This window comes from Microbacterium sp. Y832 (genome assembly GCF_057669765.1).
Map to the genome: position 1 here is coordinate 308,217 of NZ_JBYHFM010000004.1, position 18,673 is coordinate 326,889.

Here is an 18,673-nt window from a genome sequence, read left to right on the forward strand (position 1 = left end):
ACCAGGCTACGAAGTTGCCCTCGAGTCTGCAACGGACCTTCGAGGAAAGTTCAGTCGGTGCCGAAGTCGAAGGCGGAGCCCTCGGATGCCTCGTCCACCGCGTCCGCGAGAGCCTCGCGCTCCGCATCGAAAGGCTGGGCGTGCTCGGTGATCTCGTCGGCCTCGCCGGCGGTGACGCGACCCACGAGCTCGCCGGTCGCGCCGCCGAGGAGGCCCATGCCGGCGTACTGCTCGAGCCGCGCGCGCGAGTCGGCGATGTCGAGGTTGCGCATCGTGAGCTGGCCGATGCGGTCGGTCGGACCGAATGCGGCGTCGCCGACGCGCTCCATCGAGAGCTTCTCGGGCCCGTACGACATCGCCGGGGCGGTCGTGTCCAGGATCGTCCAGTCGTCGCCGCGGCGCAGACGCAGCGTGACGGTGCCGGTGATGGTCGAGCCGACCCACTTCTGGATCGACTCGCGCAGCATGAGCGACTGCGGCTCGAGCCAGCGGCCCTCGTACATCAGGCGGCCGAGACGGCGGCCCTGCTCGTGGTACGTCGCGAGGGTGTCTTCGTTCAGGATGCTGTTGACGAGGCGCTCGTATGCGATGAACAGCAACGCCATGCCCGGGGCTTCGTAGATGCCGCGCGACTTCGCCTCGATGACGCGGTTCTCGATCTGGTCGCTCATGCCGAGGCCGTGGCGGCCACCGATGCGGTTCGCCTCGAAGACGAGCTCGACGGGGTCGGAGAACGTCACGCCGTTGAGCGCGACGGGGCGGCCCTGCTCGAACGTGACCGAGACGTCTTCCGTCTCGATCGCGACGGCGGGGTCCCAGTAGCGCACGCCCATGATGGGCTCGACGGTCTCGAGCGACACGTCGAGGTGCTCGAGGGTCTTCGCCTCGTGCGTCGCGCCCCAGATGTTCGCGTCGGTGGAGTAGGCCTTCTCGGCCGAGTCGCGGTACGGGAAGCCGTGCTCGACGAGCCACTCGCTCATCTCCTGCCGGCCGCCGAGCTCGGTCACGAAGTCGGCGTCGAGCCACGGCTTGTAGATGCGCAGCGCGGGGTTGGCGAGAAGCCCGTAGCGGTAGAACCGCTCGATGTCGTTGCCCTTGTAGGTCGAGCCGTCGCCCCAGATGTCGACGCCGTCCTCTTTCATGGCGCGCACGAGCAGTGTGCCGGTCACGGCGCGGCCGAGCGGCGTCGTGTTGAAGTAGGTCTTGCCGCCCGAGCGGATGTGGAAGGCGCCGCATGCGAGGGCGACGAAGCCCTCTTCGACCAGGGCGGTCTTGCAGTCGACGATCCGCGCGATCTCGGCGCCGTACTCGAGGGCACGGCCGGGGATCGCCTCGATGTCGTCTTCGTCGGGCTGGCCGAGGTCGCCCGTGTAGGTGCAGGGGACAGCGCCCTTGTCACGCATCCAGGCGACGGCGACCGACGTGTCGAGCCCTCCGGAGAAGGCGATGCCGACGCGCTCGCCGACGGGCAGGGACTGAAGGACCTTCGACATGGGCTCAATCCTACTGAGCCCGCGCGGCACAGACTCACCGCGATCCGGCTCGGTCGGGCCGGGTGCTGGTCAGCCCAGCGTGACGCCCGTGATCGTGACGGTTGTCGCAGGGGCCCCATCGGATGCCCCATCGGTCGTGCCTGCCGCGGCGACGGCGCGCACGACGTCGAGTCCCTCGGCCGACAGCTCGCCGAAGACCGTGTACGACGGCGGCAGCGCCGTGTCCTCATAGACGAGGAAGAACTGCGAGCCGTTCGTGTCGGGTCCGGCGTTGGCCATCGCGATCGTGCCGGCGGGGTAGGTCTCGCCACCGTCGAGTTCGTCGGCGTAGCTGTAGCCCGGGCCCCCGCGCCCGGTGCCCGACGGGTCGCCGCACTGCAGGACGAAGATGCCGGCGGTCGTCAGCCGGTGGCACGTCGAGTCGTCGTAGTAGCCCTGTTCGGCGAGCGAGATGAAGCTGCCGACCGTGCAGGGCGTGCGCTCCGCGTCGAGCGTGAGCGGGATGTCGCCCGCCGAGGTCTGCAGAGTCGCCTCGACGGTTTCGGATGCCTCGGGTGCGGCATCGGGGAACTGCACATCGCGCACCGCGCCCGAGCTCTCGACGTACTCGCAGCCCGACGCGCCCGCATCCGAGCTTTCGGCGGGGGCGGCTCCGGGGGAGTCCGAGGAGCAGCCCGCGAGGGCGAACAGCGTGAGGGCGGTCAGGGACAGGGCAGCCAGGCGTTTGCGCACCGTTCCACCCTAAAGCGCGGTGCGGATGCGATCACACGAGAGGTCGGTGGGGGTCGCCCTCGATAGGATGGGATATCACCGTCCGATAACGGGGGAGTAGCCCATGCCAGGCATCGTGATCGTCGGGGTCCAGTGGGGAGACGAGGGCAAGGGTAAGGCCACCGACCTGCTCGGGGAACGCACCGACTGGGTCGTCAAGTTCAACGGCGGAAACAACGCCGGTCACACCGTCGTGATCGGTGATGAGAAGTACGCCCTGCACCTGCTGCCGTCGGGCATTCTGTCGCCCGGGGTCAACGCCGTCATCGGCAACGGCGTCGTGGTCGACCTCGAGGTGCTCTTCGCCGAGCTAGGGGCGCTGCGCGCGCGCGGCGTCGACACGTCGCGCCTCAAGGTGAGCGCCAATGCGCACATCATCACGCAGTACCACCGCACGCTCGACAAGGTCACGGAGCGGTTCCTGGGCAAGCGCCAGATCGGAACGACCGGCCGCGGTATCGGGCCGACGTACGCCGACAAGATCAACCGCGTCGGCATCCGCGTGCAGGACCTGTTCGACGAGAAGATTCTGCGCCAGAAGGTCGAAGGCGCGCTCGACCAGAAGAACCATCTGCTCGTCAAGGTGTTCAACCGCCGCGCCATCACCGTCGATGAGGTCGTCGACGACCTGCTGTCGTACGCCGATCGTGTGGGCCCCATGGTCGCCGACACGTCGCTGCTGCTCAACGACGCACTCGACCGCGGCGAGGTCGTCGTCTTCGAGGGCGGTCAGGCCACGATGCTCGACGTCGACCACGGCACCTACCCCTTCGTCACGTCGTCGTCCGCGACGGCGGGAGGAGCCGCGACGGGATCGGGCGTCGGCCCGAATCGTCTCGACCGCATCGTCGGGATCGTCAAGGCCTATACGACGCGCGTCGGCTCGGGCCCGTTCCCGACCGAACTGTTCGACGAGCAGGGCGACTGGCTGCGTTCGCGCGGCTTCGAGTTCGGCACGACGACGGGTCGCCCGCGTCGCGTCGGCTGGTACGACGCGCCCATCACCCGCTACGCGACCCGCATCAACGGCATCACCGATCTCGTGCTGACCAAGCTCGACATCCTGACGGGCCTCGAGCAAATCCCCGTGTGCGTCGCCTACGACGTCGACGGGGTGCGGTTCGACGAGATGCCCGTCAATCAGTCCGATGTGCATCACGCGACGCCGATCCTGGAGTACTTCCCCGGCTGGTCGCAGGACATCTCGGGTGCTCGCACCTTCGAAGACCTGCCGCTCGCGGCGCAGGAGTACGTGCTCGCGCTCGAGGAGATGAGCGGAACGCGCATCTCGGTCATCGGTGTGGGGCCGTCGCGCGACGCTGTCATCGTGCGCCGAGACCTGCTCGACTGATGCGCCTGCGGCCCTCGAGCTCACCGAAGGGGCGCCCGTGAGGTTCCTCGTCGGCGGCTACTCACGCGACAAGGACGGCTCCGCCACCGGTATCGGGATGCTGATCGCCGGCGCCGCCGACGATCACCTGGCCGGTGGCACCCTGCGCCATGCGGGTGAGGTCGCCGACGCCGTCTCGCCGTCGTGGCTCACCGCGCACCCGACCCTCGAGGTCGTCTACGCCGCGCTCGAGACAACGGGCCTCGTGCAGGCGTTCCAGCGCACGGGCGAGGCGACGTTCCGTCCGCTCGGCGAACCCGTGACCGCCGGCGACGCGGTGTGCCACATCGCCGTGTCGCCCGATGCGCGCTTCGCCCTGGCGAGCTGCTGGGGCGACGGTCGCGTCGTGCGCATCCCGCTCGATGCGACGGGGCGCCCGGGTGCTCCGGAGATTCTGCCGGGGGCGGCCCCGCCGGGCGAAGGCGTGGCCGAGCCGTCGCACTCCGCCGACATCGATCTCGCTGCCGCCGCCCGAGCGCTGCGCGACGCCGCCGGCGCCGAGTACGCGCACCTGGTGCCCGACTACGACGAACCCGACCCGGACGCCGCCGCTGAGGCGCCCGCATCCCGCCCCTCGCGTGCGCATCACGCCGTCGCGCTGGCGGGCGGTGTCTTCGCCTCGACGGACCTCGGCCTCGACCTCGTGAGGTTCTGGCGGCAGGACGGCGATCGTCTCGTGCCGGCACAGGCCGTCGCCCTGCCCCGGGGCACGGGGCCGCGGCATGCCGTGTGGCATCCGAGCGGACACCTGTACGTCAATACGGAGCTGTCGAACGAGGTGTACGTGCTCGCGTGGCACCCGGAGGCCGCTCAGGGGCGAGGCCGCTGGCGCGTCGTCGCCGCGACTGCGGTCGGCCCGACGCTCGAGACCGACACGGGCGCCGAGCTCGCGATGTCGCGCGACGGCGACTTCGTCTATGCGGGGGTGCGGGGCAGCGACACGGTCGCGACGCTGCGCGTGCGTGGCGCGGGTGAGTCGCTGGATCCGGTGGCCCTCGTCGAGGCCGGCGTCACCTGGCCCCGGCACCACCTGGTCGTGCGCGACACACTGCTCGTCGCGGGCGAGCGTTCAAACGACGTCGCGTCGCTCGCCCTCGACGCCCGCACGGGCGTGCCGGGCCGTGTGCGCCACCGCGCAGCGGTGCCCAGCCCGACCTGCCTCGTCCCGATCGCCGGCTGAACCCGGTCGACGAGACTCGGCTCGGCGCTAGACCTTCGCGTCCTGTTTCGGGATCAGGATCTGCTTGATGATGAGCAGGATCGATGCGGTAACGGGGATCGCGACCAGCGCCCCGAGCAGGCCGAGCAGCGTGCCGCCCACGAGCGCGCCGATGACGACGAGCGATCCCGGCACCGAGATGGTGCGGTTCATGACGCGGGGAGTGAGGACGTATGCCTCGAGTTGCATGTAAACGAGATAGATCGCCGCGAACAGCAGGGCCGGCAGCCATCCCGTGAACAGGGCGATGATCGTCGCTGTTCCCCAGTACAGCACCGAACCGACGAGCGGGATGAGCGTGATGCAGAACGCGACGACGGCCATCAGCGCGGGGAAGGGCAGCCCCAGTGCGAGGTGAAGGATGAGCGCAACCATCGAGTTGCAGAACGCCAGGATGACCATCCCCATCAGGTAGCCACCGATCGAGTCGGTGATCTCATCGGTGAGTGCGCTGGCCTGCGGGCGGTTGCGTGCGGCGAACACGCGGTTGAACGCCTTCTTCATCGTCGGCAGCGACGCGAGGAAGTACAGGCTCAGCACGAGGACGATGACCAGGCCCGAGATCGTCGTGGCGATCGAGGCGCCGACCTGCAGCAGTCCTCCGCCGATCGATGCGATGTTCGAGGGGTTGGTGATGAACGACTGGACCTGGTTGAGGATCGTGCCGACCTGGTCGCCGAAGTTCTCCTGCAGGGAGTGGTACAGGTCGGACTTCTGGAAGTCGCCGATGAGCGACGGCACGTCCTTGACGAACTGCGCGATCTGCTGGATGACCGTCGGCACGATGAGCAGGAGCACGCCGGCCATGAGGATCGCGAAGCCCGTGTAGACGATGACGATGCCCCACGAGCGCTTCACCGAGTGCCTCTCGAGCCATCGCACGATCGGGTCGAGCCCGAGCGCCGCGAACAGCGCGAACACGATGTAGATCAGGACGGTGGAGAGGTTCGTGATGGCCAGGCCGAGGGCGACCGCCGCGAGCCCGCCGAGCACGAGGAAGAACCCCGCGACGAAGGGACGATTGAGCGTCGTCCAGTAGCTGCGCGAGGCCGGTGCCTCTCCGGTGGAAGTCAGCATCGCCTCTGCCGGCACATCGTGTGCGGGCGGCGCGGCCACCGTGCCCGAAGGCAGGGGTGATGCAGGTGGCGGAGTGGACGCATCCGGAACATCGGTCATGGGTCACACTCTAGAGCCGGCGGGCCTTGCCGCGAGGGTAATCTCGACGCATGAGCGACGAGGACCCGACAACGATGCTGCTGCGTCTGCGCAGCAGCATCGACAACGTCGACGCTGCGCTGATCTTTCTGCTCGCCGAGCGCTTCAAGTGCACGAAGCAGGTCGGTCAGCTGAAGGCCGAATATGGGATGCCGCCCTCCGACCCCGCTCGCGAGGAGCAGCAGCTCGAGCGCCTGCGCCGTCTGGCCGAAGACGCCGACCTCGATCCGGCGTTCGCCGAGAAGTGGTTCAACTTCGTCGTGGCCGAGGTCATCCGCCACCACACCGAAGCGGCCGACGGGCGCTGAGGCCCGCCGGCCGCCTCGGCGGCATCCGCTCTACGGAGTGGCACGTCGCAATGTCAGATACGACGTCCCGGCCAGTACGGCGATCAGCGCGAATCCCCACAGTGCGAGCCCCAGCGCGCCCGTCGCCATGATCCACGAAAAGAGGTCGGACCAGGCGTTCTGCTGCCCCACGATCCACAGCAGCCCGAGAAGGATCAGAGAGATTCCGAGGATCACGGTCGTCAGCACGGCCGTGCCGAACCTCTTGAAGATCGTGGCGCCCCAGAACCCCACGATGAAGAACAGCATGGCGAGGGTGAAGAAGCACAGGCCCGCGGCGGCGGGGCCGCCCTCCCAGACCCAGGGCAGATAGAAGAAGTACCCGTTCATGCCCCAGCCGTTCGTGGCCTGCTCGAACAGCCCGCCGAGGACGAAGATCAGGGCGAGGATCGCCGACGTGAGCATCGCCGTGAGAAGCGTCCCGAGATAGAACTCCCGCCGCGTGACGCTCATCGCCTGCGAGAAGGGGAACGTCATCGTCAATGCCTGCGCACCGACGATGGCGAAGTACCACAGCGGGGCCTGTGCGCCGCCGCCGTACATCGCGGTGGCGACGCCCGCGTTCGAGATGATGCCGTAGATCCCCAGGGTGATGACGAGCGAGCCGACGAGCACGAGCAGGGGAACCCAGATGTAGGTCTGACGGTTGATCAGCTGCATGCGGACGACATTGAGGGTGCGGCTCATCGGAGTGCTCCTTCGTCGAGGGTGGACTTTTCCTGCGCGTGCTGTGTCATGCGCACGATGAGCTGCTGCAGGGAGACGGGCGCGACGTCGAGACCCGCCGCGGTGAGGCGTGCGCGGTCCTCGGGGCTGAGTGCACCGAGCACCGTCGCGGATGAGACGCGGCCCAGGCTCTCGCGGTGGATCACCTCACGGCCGACGACGAAGGCGTCGACGGCTGCCGAGTCGCCGACGATGTTCGTGGCCCGATCGCGCACCGAGTCGGTGTCTTCGTCCATCACGATGCGGCCGCGGTCGATCACGAGGACCCGCTCGATGAGATTGGACACTTCGTCGATGAGATGGCTCGACAGGATGACTGTCCGCGGCACGATGGCGTAGTCCTCGAGGAGCCGGTCATAGAAGATCTGCCGAGCGACGGCGTCGAGACCGAGGTAGGGCTCGTCGAAGAACGTGATCTCGGCGCGAGCGGCAAGTCCGATCACCACGCCGACGGCCGAGAGCTGACCGCGGGAGAGCTTCTTGATCGTCTTCTTGAGCGGCAGCTGGAAGTCGTCGATCAACTGATCTGCGAGCTCCTGATCCCAGTTCGGGAAGAACAGGCGTGCCGAGCGGAAGGCGTGCCGCGGCGTCGCATCCTCGGGGTACTTCTGACTCTCCCGCACGAAGCACATCCGCTGCAGGACCCGCGCGTTCTCGTACGGGTTGGCGCCGAAGACGCGGATGTCGCCCGACGTCGCGAAGTTCTGCGCCGTGAGGATCGACATGACCGTCGTCTTGCCGGCACCGTTGCGACCGAGGAGTCCGTAGATCCGGTCTTTCTCGATCGTGAAACTCACGTCATCGACGGCGAGCGTCTCGCGGTACCGCTTCGTGAGGTTCTTCACCTCGATCACTGGGTTCATCGTGCGGGTCCTTCCATGGTGGTCTTTCGCGCTGCGCGGTCTCGCAGCAGAGAAGCGAGGTCGGCGGCGTCGAGTCCGATCGTGCGCGCCTCGTCCAGAAGCGGGTCGAGGTAGCGTTCGGCGAACGCGGCGCGGCGCTCCGACAGGAGCATTTCGCGCGCGCCGTCGGCGACGAACATCCCGATGCCGCGACGCTTGTGGAGCACGCCCTTGTCGACGAGCATGTTGATCCCTTTCGCGGCCGTCGCGGGGTTGATGCGGTAGAAGGCGGCCAGCTCGTTGGTGGACGGGGCCTGGCTCTCTTCGGCCAGGCTGCCGTCGACGATCGAGTCCTCGACGCGTTCCGCTATCTGCAGGAACAGCGCTCTGCCGTCAGCGATCACATGAACCTCACTGGGTTGGTTACTTACTTGACTAGCTAACCATGCATCAAGGCCGACCGCTTGTCAACCGCCCCGCGGATTTGGGCGACTCCAAGCCAGCCGACTAGGGTCGGTCGAGGCCTTCCGAGGCCACGCACGACCAGTCCGCGACCGCCATGCCGCACCTTCTGGGAGCCGGCGACGGGGGGCGTACGGTCGGCGGTCCAGGCGACGGACCCGATGTGTGTCGCCGCGCGCGGCCTTCTGACCCTTCATGTCAGTGCAGGCGCATCCAGGATCGTCACCCGGGCGTAACCGATGCCGCTCCGAGGCAGGACGCGGCCGAGGCGAAGCACGTGAGCACAGCACCTGACACCGTTCCCGCCATCGAGGCACGGAACATCTACAAGGTCTTCGGACGCAACCCGAGGGATGCCGTCAAGCGGCTCCGCGCCGGCGAGTCCCGGGCCGACGTGAGCGACGTCGGGACGGCGGCCGTCATCGATGCCGGATTCACCGTCGCCCCGGGCGAGATCTTCGTCATCATGGGCTTGTCCGGGTCCGGCAAGTCCACCATCATCCGGATGCTCAATGGGCTGCACGACGCCACGGCCGGCACCATCTCGGTGTACGGCGACCCCATCACCGACATCCCGCCGAATCGTCTGCGCGAGCTGCGTCGCGATCGGATCTCGATGGTCTTCCAGCACTTCGCTCTGCTGCCGCACCGCACCGTCGCCGCGAACGTCGCCTATCCCCTCGAGCTGCGCGGAGTGTCCAAGGCCGAGCGCGTCGCCAAGGCCCACGCGATGCTCGCGCTCGTCGGGCTCACGGGCTGGGGCGACAAGCTGCCGGCCCAGCTGTCGGGAGGCATGAAGCAGCGCGTCGGCATCGCGCGAGCGCTCGCCGCCGACACCGACATCCTGCTCATGGACGAAGCGTTCAGCGCTTTGGACCCGCTCATCCGCCGCGAGATGCAGGAGCAGCTGCTCGAGCTGCAGCAGAAGCTGCAGAAGACCATCGTCTTCATCACGCACGACCTCAACGAGGCGATGTTCCTCGGCGACCGGATCGCCGTCATGCGCGACGGGCGCATCGTGCAGACGGGCACCCCCGAAGACATCCTCACCGACCCCGCGAACGACTACGTCGAGCAGTTCGTCCAGGATGTCGACCGCGCGCGCGTGCTCACGGCTGCCAACGTGATGGAGCGACCGCGGCCCGTCGTCACCGACACGGCCGGGCCGCGCACGGCGTTGCGCCAGATGCGGGATGCCTACATGTCCGCCCTGTACGTCATGGGCCGCGACCGGCGCCTGCTGGGGATCGTGACCGATCGCGACGCCGTCAGGCTCGTACGACAGGGCACGACGACCCTCGCCTCGATCATCAAGCCTGTGCCGCAGAGCGTGCGCGAAGACGAAGTGCTCATGAACCTCTTCGTGCCGGCGGTCGAGTCGCCGCTGCCCTTGGCCGTCACCGACACGGAAGACCGCCTCGTCGGCGTCATCCCCCGCGTGACGCTGCTCGCCGCGCTCGGCCCCGGCCCCGGTGCGACGGAAGAGATCGCGCTGCCGCTGCCGCCCGTTCCGCAGGCCGAGATCGACGCCGTCCTTGGTGAGGCCGACGCCGTCGCCCAAGAGGCCGGCGACGGCGAGGCGGTGCGCTGATGGATGGCTTCCGGATTCCGATCGGCAGTTGGGCGAAGGCCGTCATCGACTGGATCAAAGCGAACCTCGATTGGCTGCTGGACGGTGTCGCCGATGGCGCGCGCTGGCTCGTCTCGGGGCTCACCGACGTGCTGCTGGCCACCCCCGTGCCGCTCGCGATCCTTCTCTTCGCCCTGATCGGGTGGCTGGTGCGCTCGTGGCAGGTCGCGGTCGGCACCGTCATCACGTTCGTGCTCATCGTCGGCATGAACATGTGGGTGGCCTCGATGCAGACTCTCGCGCTCGTGCTCGTCGCGACGGTCGTCGCCGTGGCGATCGCGATACCTCTCGGAATCTGGGCGGCGCGCAACACCACGGTCAGCAGGATCGTGAAGCCGGTCCTCGACTTCATGCAGACGATGCCCGCGTTCGTCTACCTGATCCCCGCGATCGTGTTCTTCAGCATCGGCGTCGTGCCCGGCATGGTCGCCACCGTCATCTTCGCGCTGCCGGCAGGAGTGCGTCTGACCGAGCTCGGCATCCGGGGCGTCGATTCCGAGACAGTCGAAGCGGGGTACGCCTTCGGCGCCAAGCCCGGGCAGATCCTGCGCGGCATCCAACTGCCCCTCGCGATGCCGACCATCATGGCCGGCGTCAACCAGGTCATCATGCTCGCGTTGTCGATGGTCGTCATCGCAGGCATCGCCGGGGCCGACGGCCTCGGCAAAGAGGTCGTGGCGGCGGTATCCACCCTGAACGTGCCGCAGGGCGTCGAAGCAGGCCTCAGCGTCGTCTTCGTCGCGATCTTCCTCGACCGCGTCACAGCGGCTCTCGGCAACCCCCATGACTACCGTTCGTCGCTGCTGGGCATGCTCGCCCGGCACCGCGAGGCACGGGAGAAGGCCTCAGCAGAGGCACCCGCGATCGAGACGGTCCCCGTACCCGCCTCGTGAACACATACGGAACGCATGAACGTATACGAAAAGAAAGAGATCATATGAAACCCCGCAACATCACTGCATTCCTGGCACTCGGCGCGGCAACGAGCCTCGTGCTCGCCGGCTGCAGCAGCGACAACGGTGACAACGGATCCGACGGCGCCGACGCCGGCGCGGCCGACGAGTGCAGCACGATCACGCTCGGCTTCCTCCCCTCGTGGACGGACGGCCTGAGCACGGCATACCTGCTCGAGAACCAGCTCGAGAAGCTCGGCTACACGGTCGAGATGAACACGCTCACCGAGGCCGGCCCGCTCTACACGGCTCTGGCCGAGGGCGACATCGACATCTATCCGTCGGCCTGGCCCGAGCTGACCCACTCCGCCTACATGGATGAGTACGGCGACCGCATCGAAGACCTCGGCGCCTACTACGACAACGCCAAGCTCACGATCGCGGTGCCGACGTACATGGACATCGACTCGATCGAAGACCTTGTCGGAAACGCCGACCGTTTCAACGGCACGATCTACGGCATCGAGCCGGGCGCCGGCCTCACGCGCCAGGCGAAGGAAGAGATGATGCCCGCCTACGGGCTCGACAGCGAGTACGAGCTGGTGACGTCGTCGACCGCGGCCATGCTCACCGAGCTCGACAGCCGGATCGATGCGCAGGAGGACATCGTCGTGACGCTGTGGCGTCCGTTCTGGGCCAGCGACGCGTTCGATATCAAGGACCTCGAAGATCCGCTCGGCGCCATGGGCGACCCCGAGGCGCTGCACTTCCTGGGCACCGAGGGCTTCTCGGACCGCTGCGGCGAGGCCGCCGATCTCATCGCCGGTATTCAGCTGGACGACGCGCAGTACGGCGCGCTCGAAGACCTCGTCGTGAACGAGTTCGACGAGGGCCAGGAGCGCGAGGCGGTCCAGGCATGGCTCGACGCGAACCCCGACGCATTCGACACCGTCATCACGAACTGATGGTCTGAACCGAACGACCCCGGCGCCTGCGCCGGGGTCGTTCGTCGTTTCGCGCGCCCGTCAGGCCGGGCGCGGGGGTCGGATGCCGGGGCTCGGCGCGGAGGGCAGCTGCAGCGAGACCTGGCTCTCGAGCCCCTCGATCGCGTCGTCGGACAGCGAGATCAGTCCGTCGAGCTCTTCGCGCACGCGCTTGTAGGCGACCTGGCGTTCCGCCGGTGTCGCGGCCTGATCGACCGCGATCGTGAGCAGCTGCTGAGCCTTGTCGAGGCGGCGCCGCTCGCTCTCGCTGAATGTCGAGGCCTTCAGCCGGCGGGCATCCCGCTCGGCGACGTCGAAGGCCACTTCGTAGTCGATGACGGCATTGCGGTACTCCGCCAGCTCGTCGGCGGTCACGCGGGCTTTGGGAGACGCGGGTCGCAGAGCATCGGCTGCGCGCTGCGCCCGCAGGAACGCGGCCGTCAGCGGCTGGCGGCCGTCGCTCATGGCGGGGAAGGCGATGAGCTTGGCGACGTCGAGCTCATAGTCGAGCCAGCGAGCCATGACGGCATCGTGCGTTGCGAAGAGCCTCGCGAGCTGCGTGGCCTGCGACTCCTGTGGCGCGGCGACTACCGCTCCTGACGCACTCGCCGCGCGAAGCTCGCTGCGGGCCTTCAGTATCTCGAGCTTCTGCTTGTGGCGGCGCTTCGCGCGTCGCTCCCACGAGCGGGCGGCACTTCCTGCCACGCCGACAGCTGCGCCGCCGAGCGGGAAGATCAACCACCAGTACCCCTCCCAGAGGGTGACGAGGGTCTCCATCAAGATCTCTTTTCGCCCGAAGGCCGTGAGGTGCGGGCGGGGATCGGCCACACGGTCCGCTGCGTCGGGGGTGGGGCAGGGTCGGACGCCGCCGCGCGCGCTGTGTCGCCGGGATGACCGGGCTCGACAGCGGTCGTGGGGCGCGGCGCGCGCGAAGCGCCGCCGGGGCGTGGCGTCCGCGTCTGTGCTGCTGCCGCTGCTCCGGCGAGGCGGGCCTCGGCTTCGGCATAGGCGAACGCGGCGCCGTATCGCGCGATGGCGGCCCGATAGGCGGCATATTCCTCGGGACGCATGCGCGCGAGCGGCTGGGCGGGACGAAGCCGGTGGGCGTCGCTCTGCGCCCGCAGGAATGCGAGCGTCGCCGGGTGGTTGGCGTCGCTCATCTGGGGAAACGACATGAGGGCGAGCGGATCGGTCTCATACTCGAGCCACCGCGCCGTGATGGCGTCGTGCTCGTGCAGAAGCCGCTCCAGCGGCAGGGGATCATTCGGTCCCGCGGCCACCCGCCGGGCATCGACCGCTTTGACGTGGGTGCGGGAGGCCCGCAGCGCCATCGTCGCGCTCTTGTACGCCTGGCGCGCGCGCTGCAGGTCGCGCTTCGCATCGGCGACGCTCGGCGCGCCCGGCATCGGGTTCGCGCGATGCGCCTGTGCCAGCTGCACCCGGGCCTGCGCGGCGCGGACCTCGGCGCGCGCCTCGAGCATGCCGCGATACGCGAGCTGCACATCGTGGCGAGCTGCCTCGACTTCGAGCCGCTTGGCCCGCCATCTGCTCATCGTGCCCTTCGACCGTCGTCGGCGCGTGGTCGCAGCGGCATAGCCGACGCCCGCGGCACCGGCGGTCGCAGGCGCGATCCACCAGAACTCGGCGACGAACACCAGAAGCGGCTCCACCCTCCGATGCTAACCGCCGCACCCGACGCGCGGGAGGTCGCCGGGATCAGCCGAAGAGCAGGGCGATGACGGTCGCGCCACCGCCGACGAGGATGAGGGAGACGATGACCACCCACGCCACCGTCTTGATCCGGCGCTGCCGTGCGTCGTCGTAGTTGCCGTACTCGTCGTCGCTCATGCCGATCAGGTTAGCGTGCGACCGGCTCGGCGACCGTAGGGCCGAACGCGGCGGGCAGCGTCGAGGTCGCCCGCTCGTACAGCTCGGGCAGCGGCACGGTGAACAGGCCCTGCACTTCGAGAGCGGCGACGCCGTCTTCGCTCGGCGAATCGGTCACGCCGATGCGCAGCACGGGATAGCCGCGACCCTCGCACAGCCCGCGGAACTTGACGTCGTCTTCGCGCGGAACGGTGACGAGGACGCGGCCTGTCGACTCCGAGAAGAGCGCCGTCGCGACGTCGACACCGTCGCGCTCGACGATCTCGTCGAGCCACACGCGGGCGCCGACGCCGAAGCGCAGCACGGCCTCGCCGAGGGCCTGCCCGAGTCCGCCGCCGGACAGGTCGTGCGCCGACGAGATGAGCGACTGCTGTCCTGCGGCGTGCAGCAGCTCGGCGAGCTTGCGCTCCTGCCCGAGGTCGACCGCGGGCGGACGACCGCCGAGGTGACCGTGCACGGTACCCGCCCACTGCGATCCGCTGAGCTCGGTCGAGGTGACACCGAGCAGGTAGATGTTCTCGCCGGCATCCTGCCAGCCCGAAGGGATGCGGCGCGCGACGTCGTCGATGATCCCGAGCACGCCCACGACGGGGGTCGGGAAGATCGGCTGGTCACCGGTCTGGTTGTAGAACGAGACGTTGCCTCCCGTGACGGGGACGCCGAGTTCGAGGCATCCGTCGGCGAGGCCGTCGACGGTCTGCGAGAACTGCCACATGACCTCGGGGTTCTCGGGGCTGCCGAAGTTGAGGCAGTCCGTGACGGCGGTCGGGATCGCGCCCGTCACAGCGACGTTGCGGTATGCCTCGGCGAGGGCCAGCTTGGCGCCCTGGTACGGGTCGAGCTGGCAGAAGCGGCTGTTGCAGTCCGTGGCGATCGCGAATCCGAGACCGGACTGCTCGTCGACGCGGATCATGCCGGCGTCGTCGGGGAAGGACAGCGCCGTGTTGCCGAGCACGTAGTAGTCGTACTGGTTCGTGATCCACGACGTGTCGGCGAGGTTCGGGCTCGAGACGAGCTGCAGGAACTGACGACGCAGCGTGTCGGGGTCGAGGGCACGCGGCAGCGCCGACGCGGAGTCATCCTGCAGGGCGTCGATCCACGTCGGGTAGGCGACGGGCCGCTCGTAGACGGGTCCGTCGACCGCGACCGTCGACGGATCGACGTTGACGATCTCTTCGCCGTGCCAGAAGATCTGCAGGCGTCCGTCGCCCGTGACTTCGCCCAGGACGCTCGTCTCGACATCCCACTTGGAGGTGACGGCGAGGAACGCGTCGAGCTTCTCGGGCGCGACGATCGCCATCATGCGCTCCTGGCTCTCGCTCATCAGGATCTCTTCGGGAGTGAGCGTGGAGTCGCGAAGCAGAACGCTCTCGAGGTCGACGCGCATGCCCGATCCGCCGTTGGCGGCCAGTTCGCTTGTCGCGCACGAGATGCCCGCGGCACCGAGGTCCTGGATCGCCTCGACCAGCTCGCCCTGGTAGAGCTCGAGGCAGCACTCGATGAGCACCTTCTCGGCGAACGGGTCGCCCACCTGAACGGCGGGGCGCTTGGTCGGACCGGCCTCATCGAACGAGTCGGATGCCAGGATCGACGCGCCGCCGATGCCGTCACCGCCCGTGCGGGCTCCGAACAGCACGACCTTGTTGCCCGCGCCCGAGGCGTTGGCGAGCTTGAGGTCTTCGTGACGCAGCACGCCCACGGCGAGGGCGTTCACGAGCGGGTTCGCCTGGTACACCGAGTCGAAGACCGTCTCGCCGCCGATGTTGGGCAGGCCCAGGCAGTTGCCGTAGAACGAGATGCCGCTCGTCACGCCGTGCACGACGCGGGCCGTGTCGGGGTGGTCGATCGCACCGAAGCGCAGCTGGTCCATGATCGCGACGGGGCGCGCGCCCATCGAGATGATGTCGCGGACGATGCCGCCGACGCCGGTCGCCGCGCCCTGGAACGGCTCGATGTAGCTCGGGTGATTGTGCGACTCGACCTTGAAGGTGACCGCCCAGCCCTCGCCGATGTCGACGACGCCCGCGTTCTGACCCATGCCCACCATGAGGCGGGTCTTCATCTCGTCCGAGACCTTCTGGCCGAATTTGCGCAGGTAGATCTTGCTCGACTTGTACGAGCAGTGCTCGCTCCACATGACGGAGTACATCGCCAGCTCACCGGATGTGGGGCGGCGGCCGAGGATCCGGCGGATCTCGGCGTACTCGTCGTCCTTGAGTCCGAGCGCCGCGTACGGCTGCTCTTTCTCAGGGGTGGCGGCGGCGTTCTCGACGGTGTCGGCGACGGCCGCGGAATTCTGCAGGGGGGTGGTCACGCGGCTCAGCTCCAGGAATCAAGGGGTGCCGTACGCCCCAAGTCTAGTTCCGGGGCGGGGGGCGTCGTGCCCACGCCGTGACCCCGCAGCACGTCGCGCGAAGAAGGGCTTGTGCTCGCGGCATCCCGAGCGTAACGTACAACCAAATGGTTGTGCAAAAGGAACCCAGCGATGACGAGATCGACCGCGTCTTCCAGGCGCTCGCCGACACGACGAGGCGCGACATCGTGCGGCGCACGATCGACGACGAACTGTCGATCTCGGTTCTGGCTGCTGATTACGACATGTCGTTCGCCGCGGTGCAGAAGCACGTCGCGGTGCTCGAGGCGGCGCGTCTCATCATCAAGCGCGCCGAAGGGCGCGAAAGACTCGTGCGAGCGGATCCGGTCATGATCGCTCGCGCCCGTTCCCTGCTCGCACGCTACGAAGAACTCTGGCGTGCCCGCATCTCTCGTCTGGACTCGCTCCTGTCCGGCCCCGCGCCGGAGCACGTGAAACCGTCCGAACCCTCCGCACAAGAAGGAGCTTGATCATGCCTGTCACCGAAGTCACGACCGACCCCGAAGCGCTCACCATGACGCTCACGGCCGAGTTCGACGCGCCCGTCGAACGGCTCTGGACCGCGTTCACCGATCCCAGCCAGCTCGAGCGGTTCTGGGGCCCGCCCGGATGGCCGGCCAGCTTTCCGACGTTCGACCTCTCGGTCGGAGGGCGCGCCGTCTACACGATGACGAGCCCGCAGGGCGAGACGTCATCGGGGTCGTGGGAGTTCCTCGAGATCGACGAGCCGCGCGGCTTCACCGTGCTCGACAACTTCGTCAACGATGACGGCGCGCCGCTCGAGGGGATGCCCGCCATGCGGGTCGCCTTCCGGTTCGAAGCGACCGACACCGGGTCGCGGCTGGTGAACACGACGTACTTCGACTCGGCCGACGCCCTCGAGCAGGTCGTCGCGTTCGGAGCCGTCGAGGGATCGAGGATGGCGATCAACCAGCTCGACCGCGTGCTGCAAGGGCTGCGCGAGTATGCGGCCGGCAAGGGCACGCGCACCGAGATCCTCGATGACACCCACGTGCGCATCACGCGGCTGATCGAAGGACCGCGTGACCTCGTCTGGCGCGCGCACACAGAGCCCGACCTGATCCGGCAGTGGATGCTGGGGCCCGATGGCTGGCGCATGTCGGTGTGCGACGTCGACCTCTCGGTCGGCGGGCGGTATCGGTACGAGTGGGAGCCTCTGCCGGGCGTGGAGGGGGAACGCTTCGGATTCGACGGTGAGACGGTGCTCAGCGAACCGCCGCGCCGCGGTGTGACGACCGAGCACATGACGGGCACCGATTATCCATCGACGCTCAACGATCTGCAGCTCGAAGAGGAAGACGGCGCGACGCTCATCACGACGCTCATCGAGTACCCCGACAGCGCGACGCGCGACATGGTGCTGGCGACCGGCATGGCCGACGGGATGGAGTCGAGCTATGCGCGACTGGAGCGCGTGCTCACCGAAGCATGATCACGACGGCGCGGTGTGCCGCAAGCCGTCGGGGAGAAGCGGCTTCCCGGCCCTAATATCGCGCCATGGACTTCTCTTTTGCGTTCACCCCCGACCTCATCGCCGTCTTTCTGACGCTGTTCGTGCTCGAGGTTGTGCTGGGCGTCGACAACGTCATCTTCATCTCGATCCTCTCGTCGAAGCTGCCCAAGGAGCAGCAGGCGAAGGCGCGCAACCTGGGGCTCACGCTTGCGATGCTGATGCGCATCATCCTGGTCTTCTTCGCCGGCTGGCTCATCACGCTGACCGAGGAGATCATCTCGATCGGCGACCTCGGGTTCTCGTGGAAGGACTTCATCCTCATCGCGGGTGGTCTCTTCCTCGTCTACAAGGCGGTCACCGAGATCCATCACAAGCTCGAGGGTGCCGAGGAGTCCGAGGGCACCTCGAACGGCAAGGGCGTGACGTTCGGATCGGTCATCGCGCAGATTCTCGTGCTCGACCTCGTCTTCTCGCTCGACTCGGTCATCACGGCGGTCGGCATGACGACCAACATGCTCATCATCATCACGGTGGTCGTGCTGTCGTTCGGCATCATGCTGTTCGCTGCGAAGTTCATCTTCGAGTTCGTCAACGCACACCCCACGGTCAAGATGCTCGCTCTGTCGTTCCTCCTGCTGATCGGCGTGTTCCTCATCGCTGAGGGCTTCGGCTTCCACATCGACAAGGCCCTCATCTACGGCCCGATGGCGTTCGCGATCTTCGTCGAGGCGCTCAACCTGTTCGCCGCCTCGCGCAAGGCCAAGCGGGCGCACCGAGCGAGCAGCGCCGTGCAGCTGCGACCGCGGTACCCCGATGTCGACGAATCGATCGCCGTCGCGGCGGCCCTGTCGACGGCGCCGGGTGCAGGTTCGGTCGGTCTGTCCCGCAAGCCCGTCGACGGTGAGGTGACCCCGGGCGAGGAGCGCCGCGGCCTGGGGTGACACGCAGGCCGCGGCGCGGCGCGGCG

General features: G+C 68.0%; 19 protein-coding genes. 9 read left to right on the forward strand and 10 right to left on the reverse strand.

Annotation, left to right across the window (positions count from 1 at the left end):
- Window positions 1-50 precede the first annotated feature (50 nt).
- Entirely contained in the window at window positions 51-1,493 is a 1,443-nt protein-coding gene (argG, locus tag AC25YV_RS10055) for an argininosuccinate synthase (RefSeq protein WP_488123701.1), read from the reverse strand.
- A gap of 69 nt (window positions 1,494-1,562) precedes the next feature.
- Complete coding sequence (locus AC25YV_RS10060; protein WP_488123702.1) at window positions 1,563-2,225, reverse strand: peptidylprolyl isomerase; 663 nt, start codon at window positions 2,223-2,225, stop codon at window positions 1,563-1,565.
- A gap of 103 nt (window positions 2,226-2,328) precedes the next feature.
- Here AC25YV_RS10060 and AC25YV_RS10065 point away from each other — a divergent pair, with 103 nt between their 5' ends.
- Entirely contained in the window at window positions 2,329-3,615 is a 1,287-nt protein-coding gene (locus AC25YV_RS10065) for an adenylosuccinate synthase (protein ID WP_488123703.1), read from the forward strand.
- 37 nt (window positions 3,616-3,652) lie between these two features.
- The gene (locus AC25YV_RS10070; RefSeq protein WP_488123704.1) at window positions 3,653-4,834 is read left to right on the forward strand and encodes a lactonase family protein; all 1,182 of its coding nucleotides are present in this window, start codon (window positions 3,653-3,655) and stop codon (window positions 4,832-4,834) included.
- 27 nt (window positions 4,835-4,861) lie between these two features.
- On the opposite strand, the gene AC25YV_RS10075 is transcribed toward AC25YV_RS10070, so the two are convergent.
- Entirely contained in the window at window positions 4,862-6,049 is a 1,188-nt protein-coding gene (locus tag AC25YV_RS10075; protein WP_488123705.1) for an AI-2E family transporter, read from the reverse strand.
- 50 nt (window positions 6,050-6,099) lie between these two features.
- Here AC25YV_RS10075 and AC25YV_RS10080 point away from each other — a divergent pair, with 50 nt between their 5' ends.
- Window positions 6,100-6,396: a chorismate mutase gene (locus tag AC25YV_RS10080; protein WP_488123706.1), complete on the forward strand. Its 297-nt coding sequence runs from the start codon at window positions 6,100-6,102 to the stop codon at window positions 6,394-6,396.
- 30 nt (window positions 6,397-6,426) lie between these two features.
- On the opposite strand, the gene AC25YV_RS10085 is transcribed toward AC25YV_RS10080, so the two are convergent.
- From AC25YV_RS10085 to AC25YV_RS10095, 3 genes are read right to left on the reverse strand one after another with little or no spacing between them, the layout of a single operon-like run.
- On the reverse strand, window positions 6,427-7,122 hold the full coding sequence (locus AC25YV_RS10085; protein ID WP_488123707.1) for a hypothetical protein: 696 nt from the start codon (window positions 7,120-7,122) through the stop codon (window positions 6,427-6,429).
- Window positions 7,119-8,024: an ABC transporter ATP-binding protein gene (locus tag AC25YV_RS10090; protein WP_488123708.1), complete on the reverse strand. Its 906-nt coding sequence runs from the start codon at window positions 8,022-8,024 to the stop codon at window positions 7,119-7,121. Before AC25YV_RS10090 ends, AC25YV_RS10085 begins: the two co-directional genes overlap by 4 nt.
- Window positions 8,021-8,407: a GntR family transcriptional regulator gene (locus AC25YV_RS10095; protein WP_488123709.1), complete on the reverse strand. Its 387-nt coding sequence runs from the start codon at window positions 8,405-8,407 to the stop codon at window positions 8,021-8,023. Before AC25YV_RS10095 ends, AC25YV_RS10090 begins: the two co-directional genes overlap by 4 nt.
- A 335-nt stretch (window positions 8,408-8,742) precedes the next feature.
- On the opposite strand from AC25YV_RS10095, the gene AC25YV_RS10100 reads away from it, so the two are divergent.
- From AC25YV_RS10100 to AC25YV_RS10110, 3 genes are read left to right on the forward strand one after another with little or no spacing between them, the layout of a single operon-like run.
- On the forward strand, window positions 8,743-10,056 hold the full coding sequence (locus tag AC25YV_RS10100) for a quaternary amine ABC transporter ATP-binding protein (RefSeq protein ID WP_488123710.1): 1,314 nt from the start codon (window positions 8,743-8,745) through the stop codon (window positions 10,054-10,056).
- Window positions 10,056-10,988, forward strand: a complete 933-nt coding sequence (locus AC25YV_RS10105) for an ABC transporter permease (protein WP_488123711.1) — start codon at window positions 10,056-10,058, stop codon at window positions 10,986-10,988. The genes AC25YV_RS10100 and AC25YV_RS10105 overlap by 1 nt, the downstream gene beginning before the upstream one ends.
- A 44-nt stretch (window positions 10,989-11,032) precedes the next feature.
- Complete coding sequence (locus AC25YV_RS10110; protein WP_488123712.1) at window positions 11,033-11,953, forward strand: glycine betaine ABC transporter substrate-binding protein; 921 nt, start codon at window positions 11,033-11,035, stop codon at window positions 11,951-11,953.
- 60 nt (window positions 11,954-12,013) lie between these two features.
- On the opposite strand, the gene AC25YV_RS10115 is transcribed toward AC25YV_RS10110, so the two are convergent.
- From AC25YV_RS10115 to purL, 4 genes are read right to left on the reverse strand one after another with little or no spacing between them, the layout of a single operon-like run.
- Window positions 12,014-12,748 (reverse strand): hypothetical protein, encoded by a 735-nt coding sequence (locus AC25YV_RS10115; RefSeq protein ID WP_488123713.1) that lies wholly within the window; start codon window positions 12,746-12,748, stop codon window positions 12,014-12,016.
- Entirely contained in the window at window positions 12,748-13,641 is an 894-nt protein-coding gene (locus tag AC25YV_RS10120) for a hypothetical protein (protein WP_488123714.1), read from the reverse strand. The genes AC25YV_RS10115 and AC25YV_RS10120 overlap by 1 nt, the downstream gene beginning before the upstream one ends.
- Window positions 13,642-13,687: 46 nt before the next feature.
- Window positions 13,688-13,819 (reverse strand): hypothetical protein, encoded by a 132-nt coding sequence (locus AC25YV_RS10125; RefSeq protein WP_488123715.1) that lies wholly within the window; start codon window positions 13,817-13,819, stop codon window positions 13,688-13,690.
- Between the two features lie 10 nt (window positions 13,820-13,829).
- Window positions 13,830-16,172, reverse strand: coding sequence for a phosphoribosylformylglycinamidine synthase subunit PurL (purL, locus tag AC25YV_RS10130; RefSeq protein ID WP_488123716.1), 2,343 nt, complete (start codon window positions 16,170-16,172; stop codon window positions 13,830-13,832).
- 146 nt (window positions 16,173-16,318) lie between these two features.
- Between purL and AC25YV_RS10135 the strand changes: the two genes are divergently transcribed.
- From AC25YV_RS10135 to AC25YV_RS10145, 3 genes are all read left to right on the forward strand, one after another.
- On the forward strand, window positions 16,319-16,702 hold the full coding sequence (locus AC25YV_RS10135) for an ArsR/SmtB family transcription factor (RefSeq protein WP_488123717.1): 384 nt from the start codon (window positions 16,319-16,321) through the stop codon (window positions 16,700-16,702).
- Window positions 16,703-16,704: 2 nt separating this feature from the next.
- Complete coding sequence (locus AC25YV_RS10140; protein WP_488123718.1) at window positions 16,705-17,685, forward strand: SRPBCC family protein; 981 nt, start codon at window positions 16,705-16,707, stop codon at window positions 17,683-17,685.
- Window positions 17,686-17,750: 65 nt separating this feature from the next.
- On the forward strand, window positions 17,751-18,647 hold the full coding sequence (locus tag AC25YV_RS10145) for a TerC family protein (RefSeq protein ID WP_488123719.1): 897 nt from the start codon (window positions 17,751-17,753) through the stop codon (window positions 18,645-18,647).
- The last annotated feature ends 26 nt before the right edge of the window (window positions 18,648-18,673 follow it).